General features: G+C 68.2%; 9 protein-coding genes. 3 read left to right on the forward strand and 6 right to left on the reverse strand.

The window, feature by feature from the left end:
* Positions 1-26: 26 nt before the first annotated feature.
* The gene (locus IFT54_RS07450) at positions 27-3,503 is read left to right on the forward strand and encodes a glycosyl hydrolase 2 galactose-binding domain-containing protein (protein ID WP_192070095.1); all 3,477 of its coding nucleotides are present in this window, start codon (positions 27-29) and stop codon (positions 3,501-3,503) included.
* 1 nt (position 3,504) lies between these two features.
* Here IFT54_RS07450 and IFT54_RS07455 read toward each other — a convergent pair whose 3' ends face one another.
* Genes IFT54_RS07455 through IFT54_RS07465 form a run of 3 tightly spaced genes read right to left on the reverse strand, consistent with a single transcriptional unit; the run spans position 3,505 to position 6,696 of the window.
* Complete coding sequence (locus tag IFT54_RS07455) at positions 3,505-4,842, reverse strand: GntT/GntP/DsdX family permease (RefSeq protein ID WP_037531715.1); 1,338 nt, start codon at positions 4,840-4,842, stop codon at positions 3,505-3,507.
* Entirely contained in the window at positions 4,843-5,235 is a 393-nt protein-coding gene (locus IFT54_RS07460) for a RidA family protein (RefSeq protein WP_192070096.1), read from the reverse strand.
* A gap of 12 nt (positions 5,236-5,247) precedes the next feature.
* A complete protein-coding gene (locus IFT54_RS07465; protein WP_192070097.1) occupies positions 5,248-6,696 on the reverse strand; it encodes an N-acyl-D-amino-acid deacylase family protein in 1,449 nt (482 codons plus the stop codon).
* A 118-nt stretch (positions 6,697-6,814) separates the two neighbouring features.
* On the opposite strand from IFT54_RS07465, the gene IFT54_RS07470 reads away from it, so the two are divergent.
* Positions 6,815-8,053, forward strand: coding sequence for an alanine racemase (locus tag IFT54_RS07470; protein ID WP_197984589.1), 1,239 nt, complete (start codon positions 6,815-6,817; stop codon positions 8,051-8,053).
* Between the two features lie 21 nt (positions 8,054-8,074).
* Here IFT54_RS07470 and IFT54_RS07475 read toward each other — a convergent pair whose 3' ends face one another.
* Both IFT54_RS07475 and IFT54_RS07480 read right to left on the reverse strand, forming a co-directional pair.
* On the reverse strand, positions 8,075-10,387 hold the full coding sequence (locus tag IFT54_RS07475; protein ID WP_192070098.1) for a GH92 family glycosyl hydrolase: 2,313 nt from the start codon (positions 10,385-10,387) through the stop codon (positions 8,075-8,077).
* A gap of 35 nt (positions 10,388-10,422) precedes the next feature.
* The gene (locus tag IFT54_RS07480; RefSeq protein WP_244648650.1) at positions 10,423-11,868 is read right to left on the reverse strand and encodes a glycoside hydrolase family 125 protein; all 1,446 of its coding nucleotides are present in this window, start codon (positions 11,866-11,868) and stop codon (positions 10,423-10,425) included.
* Between the two features lie 434 nt (positions 11,869-12,302).
* Here IFT54_RS07480 and IFT54_RS07485 point away from each other — a divergent pair, with 434 nt between their 5' ends.
* A complete protein-coding gene (locus IFT54_RS07485) occupies positions 12,303-13,511 on the forward strand; it encodes an ROK family transcriptional regulator (protein WP_192070099.1) in 1,209 nt (402 codons plus the stop codon).
* Between the two features lie 62 nt (positions 13,512-13,573).
* Here the strand turns inward: IFT54_RS07485 and IFT54_RS07490 are convergent, their stop codons facing one another.
* Positions 13,574-14,566, reverse strand: a complete 993-nt coding sequence (locus IFT54_RS07490; protein ID WP_192070100.1) for a glycoside hydrolase family 5 protein — start codon at positions 14,564-14,566, stop codon at positions 13,574-13,576.
* Positions 14,567-14,641: the final 75 nt, after the last annotated feature.

Genomic DNA, 14,641 nt, shown 5'->3' on the forward strand with positions numbered 1-14,641 from the left:
AACGACACCCAAGGGGAGCCTGCGAGATGAGTGCCATCAGGATCTATACGGCGTCGCTGTGCGCGGGCGTCGCCGCCATGCAGGGGCCGGCGCAGGCGGCGGCACAGCAGGTCGACTGGCCGTCGTCGCGGATCGCGCACCCGAAGCGGGCGGCGATCGGGCCGTATAACGCGGTGTTCCTCGCCGGCTCCGACGGTCTCGAACGCCCGGTACAGGGCTATGCCGCCGACGAGGCACTGCCGCCGATGCCGCAATGGACGATGCGCGCATGGATCAACCCGACGCTGCTGCCCAAGGGACGCGTGCCGGTCGCGGCGATCGGCAACCCCGCCGGCGCGGCCGCACGGGTGTTCGCACTCGACGATGGCAAGCCCGTTTTCCAGATGGGCTCGACGACGCTCCGCGCCACTGCGGCGATCACTCGCGAGTCCTGGCACCTGCTGACCGCGACCGCGGATGCGGGCCGGGTGCGCTTCTTTGTCGACGGGCGGCTCGTCGGCACCGCCGCTGCCGAGGCGATGCCGCCGGCCACCGGCGTCGTCGCGCTCGGACCGCGCCTGCCTGGTCAGGCCGGGTTTGCAGGGCGGATCGCTGCGTTCGCGCTCGATCCCGTGCTGCTCGGCGCACCCGCGATCGCGTCGCTCGCCCGGCGTCAGCCCGACGCGGCGCTGATCCGGTTCGAGGATGCCAGCCCCTCCTGGCCGCTGCAGGTCAAGACGCAATATGGCCTGACCGCCCCGCAACCGGCCTGGGAACTCCCGACCGGCAAGGCGCCCTTCTCGAAGCCCGTCGCAAGCCCCGTATCGACCGCCCCCGCGCTCGCGCCGACGCGCGAGGGGCATTATGCCGTCAATGCCTGGCGTCTCGTCGCGGCGCCGACCGTGGCGGCGAACGGGGCCGCGATCTCGCAGCCGGGGTTCGATGCCCGCTCGTGGCATGCCGCGACCGTGCCGGGCACGGTGCTGACGACGCTCGTCGATCGCGGCGTCTATCCCGATCCGACGATCGGCCTGAACAACATGGCGATCCCCGAAAGCCTGTCGCGGCAATCCTGGTGGTATCGCAGCGAATTCACACTGCCCGCGACCCCCGCCAGGCGGCTGACGCTGACGTTCGACGGCGTCAACTATGCGGCGCAGGTGTGGGTCAACGGCACCGCGGTCGGCGACGTGAAGGGCGCCTTTATCCGCGGGCGGTTCGACGTGACCGACCGGCTCCGGCCCGGGCAGCGCAACAGCATCGCGGTGCTCGTCGCGCCGCCGCCGCATCCCGGCATCGCGCACGAACAGTCGCTCGCCGGCGGGCGCGGCGACAATGGCGGCGCGTTGATGAGCGACGGTCCCACCTTCGGCGCAAGTGAGGGGTGGGACTGGATCCCCGGCGTGCGCGATCGCAACACCGGGCTGTGGCAGGGTGTAGATCTCGCCGCGACCGGGTTCATGACGATCGGCGATCCGGCGGTCTCGACCCGCCTCCCGCGGCCCGACAATGCGGTCGCAGAGGTCTCGATCGAGGTCCCGGTGACGAACCACGGCACCGCGCCGGCCTCGGCGACCGTGCGCGCGGCGTTCGACGATGTCGCGGTTGAACAGCGTGTGACGCTTACGGCCGGTGCCAGCCAGGTCGTGCGCTTTACCCCTAGCAGCTTCCCGCAGCTCGCGGTGCAGAAGCCGAAACTCTGGTGGCCCAACGGCTATGGCGACCCGGCGCTGCACCGGCTCGATCTGACGGTGGCGAGCGACCGGGTCGTGTCCGACCGCCGCAGTCTCGATTTCGGCATGCGCAGCGTGACGTATGAACTGTCGTCGCTCGACACCGCGGGGGCGCTGCGGCGTGTGCTGGTCGATACCGCGCTCGCGCATGATCTCGGCACGCCGGTGATCGACGAACGCCACCCGGCGTTGCGCAAGGTCCGCGGCGGCTGGGCGAATTCGCTGATGCCGGGGGCGGAGACATCGCCTGCGGTCACTGCATTGCCCGACGATCCGCTGTCGCCCCAGATGGTGCTGCGCGTCAACGGCGTCCGCATCGCCGCGCGCGGCGGCAACTGGGGCATGGACGACATGATGAAGCGGGTCGGCACCGACCGGCTGACCCCCTATTTCCGGCTCCACCGCGAGGCGGGGATGAACATCATCCGCAACTGGATGGGGCAGAGCACCGAAGAGGCATTCTACGCGCTCGCCGACCGCCACGGGCTGATGGTGCTCAACGACTTCTGGGAATCGACGCAGGACAATGACGCGGAGGCGCAGGACGTGCCGCTGTTCGTCGCCAATGCGCGTGACGTGGTGCGGCGCTATCGCACCCACCCGTCGATCATCCTCTGGTTCGGCCGTAACGAAGGCGTGCCGCAGCCGATCCTGCAGACCGCCTTGCAGGACATGGTCTGGCGGGAGGACGGCACCCGGCTCTACAAGGGCAATTCGCGCGTCATCAATCTGGGCGGATCGGGGCCCTATGAATGGCACCCGCCGGAGGATTATTTCACCGGCTATCCGCACGGCTTCGCGATCGAGGTCGGCACGGCAAGCTTTCCGACGCTGGAATCGTGGCAGCGCACCGTCCCCGTCGAGGATCGCTGGCCGATCAGCGACACCTGGGTCTATCACGATTGGCACCAAGAACGCGGCGTGTCGATGGCGAGCTTCGTGCGCGCGATGGACACCGAATTCGGTCCGGCCCGGGATCTCGCGGATTTCGAGCGCAAGGCGCAGATGCTCAACTACGAATCGCACCGCGCGATCTTCGAAGGGTTCAATGCCGGGCTGTGGACCACCAACAGCGCCCGGATGCTGTGGATGACGCACCCCGCCTGGCCCTCGAGCGATTTCCAGATCTACTCGTCGGACTATGACACGCACGCCGCGTTCTACGGCACCAAGAAGGGGGCGGAGCCGGTTCATATCCAGATGAACCAGCCGGGCCGTCAGGTGGTGATGGTCAACACCACGCGCCAGCCGCTGACCGGGGTGAAGGCCACCGCGCGGGTCACCGATCTGACCGGCGCGACCGTCGCGACCCACGCGCAGACCGTCGACCTGCCCGCCAACGCCACCGTCGCGCTCTTCCCGCTGGCGCTCGATGCCGCTCTCGCGAAGGGGCCGGTGCTGGTCCGGCTCGACGCGTCCGCCGCCGACGGGAGCCGCGTGTCGGAGAATTTCTACTGGCAAGCGGCGAACCCCGCGGATCTGCGCGCGCTGTCCGCGATGCCGCAGGCCACGCTTCGGGCTGATGTGGCGGCAGGAACGGCGGCGGCGGGCGAGCGATCGCTCCGCGTCACGCTGTCCAATCCGGGCACGACACCCGCGTTGCAGACCAAGCTGACGCTGTTCGACGGCAGGGGTGTACAGATCCTGCCGGCCTATTTCAGCGACAACTATGTCTCGCTGCTGCCCGGAGAGACGCGTGACGTCACCGTCGCCTATCCCGGCGACCGCGGCGTCGCCTCGGTGCGGCTGCGCGGGTGGAACAGCCCCGCGACGACGATCGGGGGCAAATAGGCTAGACGACCAGCGACAGCAGCAGCGTCAGCCCCAGCCCGACCACCGAGATCAGCGTTTCGCACACGGTCCAGCTACGGATCGTGTCGGCGACGCTCAGCCCGAAATACTCCTTCACCAGCCAGAAGCCGCCATCGTTGACGTGGCTGAGAATCACCGATCCGGCGCCGGTCGCGAGCACCAGCAGTTCGGGCCGGATCCCGGGATTGGCCGCCGCCAGCGGCGCGATGATGCCCGCGGCGGTGGCCATCGACACCGTCGCCGACCCGGTCGCCACGCGCATCAGTGCCGCGATCAGCCAGGCGAGCAGCACGATCGGCATGTGGACGCTGGTCGCCGCGGCGACGATCGCGTCGGATACGCCGCTGTCGATCAGGACGCGGCCGAATCCTGCGCCCACGCCGACCACCAGCGTGATCATCGCGGTCGGCGCGAGGCAGTCGTTGGTGAACTTCTGGATCGTCCCGAGGTTCATCCCGCGCGCGAGCCCCAGCGTCCAGTAGCTGACGAGCACCGCGGCGAGCAGCGCGACGACCGGCGTGCCGACGAAGCGCAGGATGCCGTCGAGCCGCGATCCGGGCAGCGCGATCATCGTCGCGAGGCTGCCGGCGAGCATCAGCACGACGGGCAGCAGCAATGTCGCAAGCGTGATGCCGAAGCCGGGCAGGCTCCGCGTGTCCTCGGCCTCGACGACCGCTGCGGGGGCGATCGGCTGCGGTGCGAGATGCCGGATCACCAGCCGGCCATAAAGCGGTCCGGCGATCGCGGCGGTCGGGATGCCGACGATCAGCGCGAACAGCACGGTCAGCCCGACATCCGCATTATACGCCTGCGTCGCCAGCAACGCTGCGGGGTGCGGCGGGACCATCGCATGCACCACCGACAGCCCCGCCGCCATCGGCAGCCCCATCCGCATCGGATGCTGCCCGAGCCGTCGCGCCAGCGTGAAGACGATCGGCACCAGCAGGACGAAGCCGACCTCGAAGAACACCGGCAGGCCGACGATCAGCGCGACCGTCATCATCGCCCAGTCGGCGCGCGCAGGGCCGAAAAAGCCGATCACACTGTCCGCGATCCGTTCCGCGCCGCGGCTTTCGACCATCATCTTGCCGAGGATCGTGCCGAGCCCGACGACCAGCGCGATATGCCCGAGCGCGCCACCGACGCCCGCCTCGAAGCTCTTGACGATCGATCCGAGCGGGATGCCGACGACCAGCGCGAGCGCGAGCGACACCAGCGTCAGCGCGATGAACGGGCTCAGCCGCACCCGCACGATCAGCACGATGAGCGCGGCGACGGCGATCGCCGCCTCGGTCAGCAGCATGCCGCCCGGCTGCATTTACGGTTTCTTCCAGGCGACGCAGTCGACCTCGACCTTGCAGTCGACGACCATCTGCGACACGACGCAGGCACGCGCGGGGGGATGCGCGCCGAAATATTCCTGGAACACGCGGTTGAACGACATGAAGTCGCGCGCGTCGTCCAGCCATACGCCACAGCGTACGACATGCTCGGGGCCGTATCCGGCTTCTTCTAGGATCTTCAGCACGTTGCGGATCGCCTGATGCGTCTGTGGGATGATGCCGCCGTCGATCACCTCGCCATCGACCATCGGCACCTGGCCCGATACGAACAGCCAGCCATCCGCGCCGACCGCGCGCGCGAACGGCAGATGCTGGCCACCGGTGCCGCTGCCGCCTTCGACGCCATAACGCTTGAGTCCGTCCGTCATCAGATCATTCCTTCACTGGGTAATAGGGTTTGCGCGGCGCAGCAGGCGGCCCGCGCGGGCGCCGGTCGGTCGGCCGAGCGCGAGCGTCGCGACGCCGTTGACCCAGACACCGACCACGCCATCGGCCGCGGTCGTCGGCTCGTCATAGGTCGCACGGTCGGCGATCCGCGCGGGATCGAACAATACGAGATCCGCGGCGAGCCCTTCGCGGACATAGCCGCGGTCGTGCAGGCCGAAGCGATCGGCGGGAAGCCCGGTCATCTTGCGGATCGCGGTCGCCAGCGGGAACAGGCCGCGGTCGCGCGCATAATGGCCGAGCACGCGCGGGAAGCTGCCCCATAGCCGCGGATGCGGCCGCGGATCGCAGGGCAGGCCGTCCGACCCGACCATCGTCAGCGGATGCGCGAGGATCCGGTCGACATCGCTGTCGGTCATGCAGTGATACACCGCACCCGCCAGTTGCAGCCGCGTTGCGGCGGCGCGCAGGTCGACGTTCCATTCGGCGGCGATGTCCGCGAGCATCCGTCCCGCCTGGGCGGGCTCGGCGTCCGACCAGGTGATCCGGATCGGCGTCTCCGGCACGACCTGCTTCAGATCGAGCGTCGAGGAGCTTGCCGTATAGGGGTAGCAGTCGCACCCGACCGGCTGGTGCGCATCGGCGTCCTCGAGCATTGCGAGGATTTCGCCGCTGCGACCATATTGCGGGGCGCCCGCGCATTTGAGGTGCGACACGATCACGCGCGCGGCGGCGTGGCGGCCGATCGCGAACGCCTCATCCAGCGCGGGGACGATCGCCGCCGCCTCGCTGCGCAGATGCGTGCAATAGAGCGCGCCGGTACCGCGCAACGCCTCGGCGATCGCCATCACCTCCGCGGTCGAGGCGGCGTTGGCATTGGCATAGGCGAGCCCGGTCGACAGCCCGAACGCGCCCGCCGCCAGCCCGTCCTCCAGGTCGCGGCGCATCGCCGTGCGTTCGTCGTCGCTCGCATCGCGGTCGAACCCGTCCATGTGTCGCGCGCGCAGCGCGGTATGGCCGATCAGCGCGACGACATTGGTGGCCGGGACCGCGGCGTCGACCGCCTGCGCATAGGCCGCGAAATCGGAATAGCGGAATTCGTCCGCGCCGCCGAGCAGCACCAGCGGGTCGGGCAGGGGGGCATGCGCGCTGAGATCACTGCCTGCGCTGATCCCGCAATTGCCGACCACCACCGTCGTCACGCCCTGCGTCACCTTCGCGGTCATCGCGGGCGCCGCGATCACGACCAGATCGTCGTGCGTATGCGCGTCGATGAACCCGGGTGCGAGCGCCAGGCCCCGCCCGTCGATCGCGCCCGGCGGCGGCGACGCGGCGGCTGCCGCGACCCGCGCGATGATCCCGTCGCCTATCTCGACGTCGGCGCGGAAGGCCGCGCCGCCGCTGCCGTCATATACGTCGACACCGGCAATGACTGTCGCCATCATTTCACCTCCCAGAGGTTCCAGAGGTCAGTGCCACGCGTCTGTCGTGGCCGGGCTGGATCGACACTGTCACCGCGGGTCGAAATAATGTAAACAATTTTCTTTATCTGGGAGGTCTGCCGTGAGCGACGTCGGTGTGAAGCTGCACAAGGGTATCGGTCGGGATGCGGCCGCGCGCTGGAACCTGCTCGCGGGGGACGTCATGTTTCCGGCGGCGGTGCTCGATGCGCGGCGGATGCAGCATAATCTCGACTGGATGCGCGCGTTCATCGATGCCTATGGCGTGTCGCTCGCCCCGCATGGCAAGACGACGATGGCGCCCGCGCTCTTCAAGCGCCAGATCGATGCCGGCGCGTGGGGCATCACGGTCGCCACCAGCCAGCAGGCGCAGGTCGCGGCGGCGCATGGCATCGACACCATCCTGATCGCGAACCAGATCGTCGGCGACGCCAATATCGCCGCGATCGTCGATCTGCTCGCCGATCCTGCGCTGCGGCTGATCTGCATCGTCGATTCCGCCGCCGGGGTGGCGCTGCTCGGGGAGGCGTGCCGCGCTGCCGACGTGTCGCTCGACCTGCTCGTCGAACTCGCCCCCGAAGCCGACCAGTCGGGCTTCCGCACCGGCGTCCGCGATGCCGCCGCGCTCGCCGGGGTGCTCGACGCGGTCGCGCACTGGCCGGAGCATCTCCATCTCGCCGGGGTCGAATTCTACGAAGGCGTGCTGAGCGACGAGGCGGAGGTCCGGCGGTTCATCCGTCGTGCGGTGACGATCACGCGCGATCTGCTCGCGACGGGGCGGATCGCGCGGACGCCCGCGATCCTGTCGGGGGCGGGCTCGGCCTGGTACGACGTGGTCGCAGAGGAAACCGCCGCGCTGGCAAAGGCCGGCGACGTCCAGGTCGTGCTGCGCCCCGGCTGCTACATCAGCCATGACGACGGCCTGTACCGCATCGCGCAGGAACAGATCCTGAAACGCAATCCGGTCGCGCCGAGCTTTGGCGACGCGCTGCTGCCCGCGCTCCGCATATGGGCGGTGGTGCAGTCGATCCCCGATCCGGCGCGCGCGGTCATCGCGATGGGCAAGCGCGACGTCGCCTTCGATGCCGGGCTTCCCCGGCCCGCGACGCTGTTCCGCAAGGCGCGCGACCGCCGCCCGGTCGACGCCCCCGCGCACTGGGCGGTGACTGGGCTGATGGACCAGCACGCCTATCTGGCGATCACCCCCGGCGATGACATCGCGGTCGGCGACGTCATCGCCTTCGACATCTCGCACCCCTGCCTCACCTTCGACAAATGGCGGCGGGTGCTGGTGGTCGATGACGATTTCACCTGCGTCGAGGTGGTCGAGACCTTCTTCTGATCCCGACTTCGACAGCGGGCGTCAGCGCGGCGCCGAGGGCGGACGGTCCTCGGCGCGCGTGCCGAAGCGCGACGGCTTCGCGCCCATCGTGAATTCCAGCTCGCCGCCCTGGATCAGGTCGGCATGCGCGATCCAGTTCCGGGTCCAGGGCTTGCCGTTCCAGCGCACTGACTGGACATAGGGCCGGTCGGGCGCATTGCCGATCGCGCGCACCCGGAGCGTCTTGCCCGCGCCGACGCGCATCTCGCCGCTGTCGAACAGCGGCGACCCGAAGACATAGATCCCCGTTGTCGGATCGACCGGATAGAAGCCGAGCGACGACAGGATGAACCACGCGCTCATCTGGCCGCAATCGTCATTGCCGATCACGCCGTCGGGATCGTCCTTGTACATCTCGGTGCATAAGCGGCGGACCATCGCCTGGGTTTTCCACGGCGTCCCGACATAGGCATAGAGATACGCCACATGATGCCCGGGCTCGTTGCCATGCGCATATTGCCCGACCAGCCCGGCAATGTCGGGTGGTGCGTTGGCGGGCAGCGTCGAGGGTGCGTTGAAGAAGGAATCGATCTTCGCGTCATACGCCGCATCGCCGCCGAAATGCGCGATCAGCCCGTAAATGTCGTGCTGGTTCAGGAAGGTCGCCTGCCAGCCATTCGCCTCGGTATAATCCCGCCACCGCGGCTGCGGCATGTGGCCGAGCTGGATCGGATCATAGGCCGCCCACCAGCTGCCGTCGGCGAAGCGCGGCCGGGCAAAGCCGATCTTCGGATCGATCACATTGCGCCAGTTGCCGCTGCGCTTGCGGAGCAGCGCCGCATCGTCGGTCTTGCCGATCGCGTCGGCGAGCAGCGCCATCGCATGGTCGTCATACGCATATTCCTGCGTCCGGCTGACCGACTCCTTGATCTTGTCCGCGGGAATATAGCCGAGCCGCATGTAATGATCGCGGCCGAGCGTCGCGAGGCTGTCCTTGTATTGCGGGTCGAAGGCACGCCGGCGGATATTGGGCCAGGCCGCCGCATAATCGGCCTTGATCCCCTTGGCATGCGCCTCGGCGAGCACCGCGACCGAATGCCAGCCGTTCATGCACCCGGTCTCGAACCCCTGCAACGGCCAGGTCGGCGGGCCATAGGGGCTCTGCTGCGTCTGGCGGATGAGATCGTGGACGAAGCGCTCCGCCATGTCGGGACGGACCAGCGTCAACAACGGATGCAGCGCGCGATACGTGTCCCAGAGCGAATAGGCGCTGTACGCGCGTTCGGTCGCGGGCAGGGTGTGGACCTGCTGGTCTAGCCCGACATAGCGACCGTCGCGGTCGCTGAACAAGGTCGGGCCCATGAGCGTGTGGTAGAGCGCGCTCGCCATGATCGTCCGCTGCGCCGGCGTCCCGCCCGCAACCCGGACCATGTCCAGTTCCTTCGCCCAGATCCGCCGCACGGCGGCGCAGGTCGCGTCGAACGTCCAGCCCGGTGCCTCGGCCAGCGCGCCCCGCGCGCCTGCGACGTCGACCGCCGAGATGCCGGTCTTGACCAGGATCGGTGCCGCGCCCGCATCGTCGAAGAACAGCGCGACCTTCAGCCGGTGCCCGGTCACGCCGCGCCCGCCGCCCGCGACCGGCGTGTCGCCGTCGCCATAGAATTGCACGCGGTCGGGCTTGCGCGACAGCTGCATCGCGAAATGGATGCGGCGCCCCTCCGCCCAGCGGAAGACCTGGCGGCTGCCCGTCAGCAGGCCGTCCTCGCTGATCGCCAGCGACGCGTCCTCGATCCGGATCGCCTCCTCCGCGGTTTCCTGCTTGCAGTGCGTCAGGTCGATCAGGATATGCCCCGGACCCTTGGCAAAGGTGTAGCGATGCAGCCCGGTCCGCTCGGTCGCGGTCAGCTCCGCGAGCACCCCCGACTCGAGCTTGACGCGGTAATAGCCCGGCTCAGCATGTTCGTCGGTATAGCGCTGGCGATAGCCGTCGGACGGCGTCTCGCGCGGCCCCGCGACGAGCTTCAACGGCTTGCGCGTCGGCACCAGCAGCACGTCGAGCATGTCGCCGATCCCGGTCCCCGACAAATGCGTGTGCGAGAAGCCCATGATCGAACGGTCGGACTGGTGATAGCCCGAACAGGCATCCCAGCCATGATTGTTGGTATCCGGCGAAAGCTGGACCATCCCGAACGGCAGGGTCGCGCCGGGGAAGGTGTGCCCATGCCCGCCCGTGCCGATGAACAGGTCGGGCCTGGTCACTGCCGGCGACTGCGCGTGTGCGGCAAGGGGAAGGGCCGTGCCGAACGCGGCAAGGGTCGAGCCGGCAAGCAGCTCGCGACGGGTGGCGCGGATCACGCGGTGGTCTCCTAAAGGTAGGACGGTCGGCGGAATCAGAAGGTCTCGCGCAGCAGGGCGGGGCGGCGCCGCTCGAGATCGAGGATCAGGTCGCCGAACAGCCCGTTCGCCCAGGCGAACCAAGGCCGCGAAAAGCGTTTGGGGTCATCCTTGTCGAACGATTCGTGGATGAAGCCGGTGCCCGCGTCGGTGGTCTTGAGCCAGCGCAGGCATTGCCGGATTTCCGCATCGTCGTCGCTGGTCATCGCGCGGACGATGATCGACATCGGCCAGATCATGCCCAGCCCCTTGTGCGGGCCGCCGATCCCGTCCGCCGCGCTTCCGGTGAAGAAATACGGGTTGCGCGCACTCCAGGCGGCCGCCCGGGTCCGACGATACAGCGGATCGGTGCGCGACGCGGCGCCGAGCAGCGGCAGCGCCGACAGGCTCGGCACGTTCGCATCGTCCATGAAGATCGCATTGCCGAACCCGTCCACCTCGAACGCCCAGACGTCCCCGCCCGTGCCTGTAGCGCCTGTGCCGCCCGCGCGATCTGCCATCCGGCCATGCTTGCGCAGCGCCGCGTCGACCTCGTCGGCGAGCGCAATGCACTCGGCCGCCGCCGCGCTGTCGTGCCGCGCCTCGACATGAACCTTGGCGAGCATGCGCAGCGCCGACACCGCGAACAGATTCGACGGGATCAGGAAGGGTAGCGTGCAGGCATCGTCCGACGGGCGGAACATCGAATGGATCAGCCCGACCTTGCGCGTCGGCGCACCGACGCCTTTCAGCATCAGCGTTTCGGTCGCGTGGCGATTGACGCGCTCGAACCGGTACGGGCCGTCATCGGTCTTGCGCTGCTGCTCGCGCATCGTCGCCACCGCCCGCGCCATCGCCTTGGCCCAGAGCGCGTCGAACGGCGCGGTATCGCGCGTCTCGCTCCAGTAGCCATAGGCGAGCCGCATCGGATAGCAGAGCGAATCAAGCTCCCATTTGCGTTCGGCAACGCCCGCGCGCATCTCGGTCAGGTCGTCGATCGCGCCCAGGTTCGACTTGGCCTGCGGATCCGCCATGAAGGCATTGGCGTAGGAATCGATCAGGATGCACCGCGCCTGGCGCTGGATGACGCCGTGGAACAGGCGGCGCAGCGCCGGGTCGCGGCGGCAGAGATGGACATAGGTCTGCATCTGCGCCGAGCTGTCGCGCAGCCACATCGCCTCGATATCGCCGGTGATGACGAACCCGTCCGGCTTGCCGTCGACGATCCCCAACCGGACCGTCGTGTCGAGCGTGTTGGGATAACAGGTCTCGAACAGATGGCGCAGCGCAGGATCCGCGATCCTCGCCTTCACCCGCACGATCTCCTGCTCGACCGCCGGGCTGACGAAGCGACGTTGATCGCGCGGCGGCCGGGCGCCGCCAGCAACGGGCGCCGCCGCCGCGACCCCGAACGCGGGCGTCGCCGCTGCCGTGCACAGCGCCGCAGCGCCGGCCTTCAGCATGTCGCGGCGAAGTAGTGCAGAAGATGACACCCCGATCATGCGGCCGACATATTCGCACACGCAAGTCCGGGAAGAACATTGCTCCGTACACGCTCCACCAATCGCCCGGTGCCCTTGCAGGCGTAGCCTCGTGATGCTGCCAATGCGCCTCTCCAATACACGTCCGTGGCCGGCGTCCTCGTCGGGATTGCCGGAAAGATACTGTCGCACCATTGAGCGGCGGCGCGACCTGATGTGCTGGGGTCGAGGCTAGGGGTCGACGTACCGGGGCGCAAGCAGATTAAGAAATTTAATTTTCTTTCACGCGGTCGGTTTTCCATGCGGTTCCAGCGGGGTGGCGCGTGATAGGGCCCGGGCGGATCGATGAGCCCGGCCGGGCCCATCGACTTTTCTTTCGCCGGACGTGTAAGAATACGTCGGAGGGGCATATCACGATGGACAAACCGATACGGGAAGCGCGCGGTGCGCGCCTCGCAGTGTCGTTGTCGGGCACGAACCTGGCGCGTGCGAGCGACTATAATCAGCGCGTGGTTCTGCAGGCCATCCGGCTCAGCCCGGAGACCAGCCGTGTCGAGCTGAGCCGGACGACCGGGCTGACCGCGCCGACGATCGCCAACATCACGCGCCGGCTGATCGACGCGGGTCTGGTGAAGGAGGTCGGCCGCCTTCAGGGGCCGCGCGGCCAGCCCGCGATCCAGCTGACGATCGAGCCGCTGGGCTGCGTCGCGATCGGCCTCAACATCGATCGCGATCACCTGACGCTGGTCGCGCTCGATCTTGCGGGTCAGGTGCGCAGCCGGATCGCGCAGGATATCGCCTTTGCGATGCCCGAGGACGTCGTCGCGTTCGTCGCGCACAACCTCGAATCGCTGCTCGCGGAGGCCGGGGTCGGACGCGACCGCGTGATCGGCGTCGGGGTCGCGGTACCCAATGATCTGGGGGTCATCACGCTGCCCGGGCGGCCGTCGGACTATGATCGCTGGGCGGGCCTCTCGATCCCCGCGCTGCTCGCCCCGGTCATGCCCTGGCCGACCGTGATCGAGAACGACGCGGCGGCGGCGGCGATCGGCGAGGCGCAGGCGGGGGCGGGGTCACCGCTGGCGAGCTTCTTCTATATCCTGATCAATTCCGGGCTCGGCGGCGGGTTGATGATCGACCGCCATTTCGTCGAGGGCGCGAACAAGCGCAGCGCCGAACTGGGATTGCTGCCCGACGCGACCAACCCGGCGCCGGCCGCGGTCGTGCAGGACATCGTCTCGATCTCGGCGCTGCTGCAGATGCTGAAGGACGCCGGCCTCGATGTCGAAAGCCAGAAGGACATCCGGCCCGCCGATCCGCAGACCGACCGCGTGCTCGAACGCTGGGTCGATCTCGCCGCCAAGGCGCTGATCGCACCGCTAATCAATATCACCTGCCTGATCGATCCCGACGCCATCGTCATCGGCGGCCGGCTCGACACCGCGCTGCTCGACCGCCTGATCGCGCGCCTCGCTGGCGCGTTGGCGGTCACCGTACAGCCCCCGATGACCACGATCATCCGCGGCGCGCTCGCCGCCGACGCACCGGTCATCGGCGCCGCGCTGCTGCCCTTCCTCGACAAGCTGCTCCCCTCCGACGCCATCCTGATGCAGGTCGGCCGGTAGGGGCGTGAAGAGCCGGAATACGGCCCTTCACGCCGCGTCTGCGAGGGAGGGGCCCCCGCGGCTTACTGTCCCGCGATCATCTTCGTGTAGGCCGCCACCGGCACCGATTCCCGCGTGCCCTTGGTCGGTTCGATCTTGAAGAAATAGGATTCCGTCCACGCGCGACCGCCGCCCCAGGCCATCGCATCGAGCCAGACGTCACTGTCGGTCTTGATCGACTTGACGACGTTCGCCGCGATCGCGGTGCAGGATGCGGGCAGCCCCTTGGAGCTTCCCAGTGCATATTCGCCCAGGATCGCCCGATATCCCCGCTTCCGGGCAGCGGCGGCGAAGATCTTCAGTCCGCCGTCGCCCGCCGGTTCGCTGACGCACTCCGCATTGGTACCGCTGGAGCCGGTGTCGAAATAGCGATGCGGCGACAGGATGATGCGGTTCAGCGGATCGATGAGGCCGCCCGAGCGATCGATCGCGCACGCAGCACTTTCGCAGTCCCGGCTGGCCGGTTCGTTCTTGTCGAACCGGAATGACGCGGACCATTGTGGCCATTCGACGAGGATGCGGTGCTTGAACCCCGCCTTGCGAATGCCCGCGACGATCTGGTTGGTATCGCGAACCCATTGCATCCAGTCGTTCGTCACCACGGGATCGGTGAAGAAGCGCGGCTCGTTCATCAGGTCGATCATGACCATTTCGGAATTGTCGAGCTTGCTCAGGATCGGCAGCCAGAATGCGATCTGCTCGGCCGGCGTCGGCCATTTATAGTCATGGCGGTCGAGGATCACGGGCACGTTGCGGGCGTTGGCCGCCTTGACCACGTCGATCACCCGCTGGAGGACGACGGGGTCATTCATCTGGCTGCCGTTGAACGGCAGGCGGATGCTGCGAAACCCGGCCTTGTCGACGTACCAGGCGACGTCGGCCACGGTCGGGCACAGGGCGCCGTTCGCGACGAACGAACATCCCGCGAGATTGACGCCGAACCGCGGCGCGGCCTCGGCAGCCGTGGCGAAGGACAGCAGGGCCGTGGCAGCGGCGATGACGCGAGGAAGAATCATCTTACTTCACCTACGAGGTTTGGATGGAATGCCGTGCTCTCGATGTGAAGCACAGTGCGATCCTTCAAATAGCCA

The organism is Sphingomonas sp. CFBP 13714 (genome assembly GCF_014842205.1).
Taxonomy (GTDB): Bacteria; Pseudomonadota; Alphaproteobacteria; order Sphingomonadales; family Sphingomonadaceae; genus Sphingomonas; species Sphingomonas aerolata.

What these genes read in the sequence shown, in the direction of transcription:
- IFT54_RS07450 (WP_192070095.1), top strand. Translation starts at nt 27, where the DNA reads ATGAGTGCCATCAGGATCTATACGGCGTCGCTGTGCGCGGGCGTCGCC.
- IFT54_RS07455 (WP_037531715.1), bottom strand. Translation starts at nt 4,842, where the DNA reads ATGCAGCCGGGCGGCATGCTGCTGACCGAGGCGGCGATCGCCGTCGCC.
- IFT54_RS07460 (WP_192070096.1), bottom strand. Translation starts at nt 5,235, where the DNA reads ATGACGGACGGACTCAAGCGTTATGGCGTCGAAGGCGGCAGCGGCACC.
- IFT54_RS07465 (WP_192070097.1), bottom strand. Translation starts at nt 6,696, where the DNA reads ATGATGGCGACAGTCATTGCCGGTGTCGACGTATATGACGGCAGCGGC.
- IFT54_RS07480 (WP_244648650.1), bottom strand. Translation starts at nt 11,868, where the DNA reads ATGCTGAAGGCCGGCGCTGCGGCGCTGTGCACGGCAGCGGCGACGCCC.
- IFT54_RS07485 (WP_192070099.1), top strand. Translation starts at nt 12,303, where the DNA reads ATGGACAAACCGATACGGGAAGCGCGCGGTGCGCGCCTCGCAGTGTCG.
- IFT54_RS07490 (WP_192070100.1), bottom strand. Translation starts at nt 14,566, where the DNA reads ATGATTCTTCCTCGCGTCATCGCCGCTGCCACGGCCCTGCTGTCCTTC.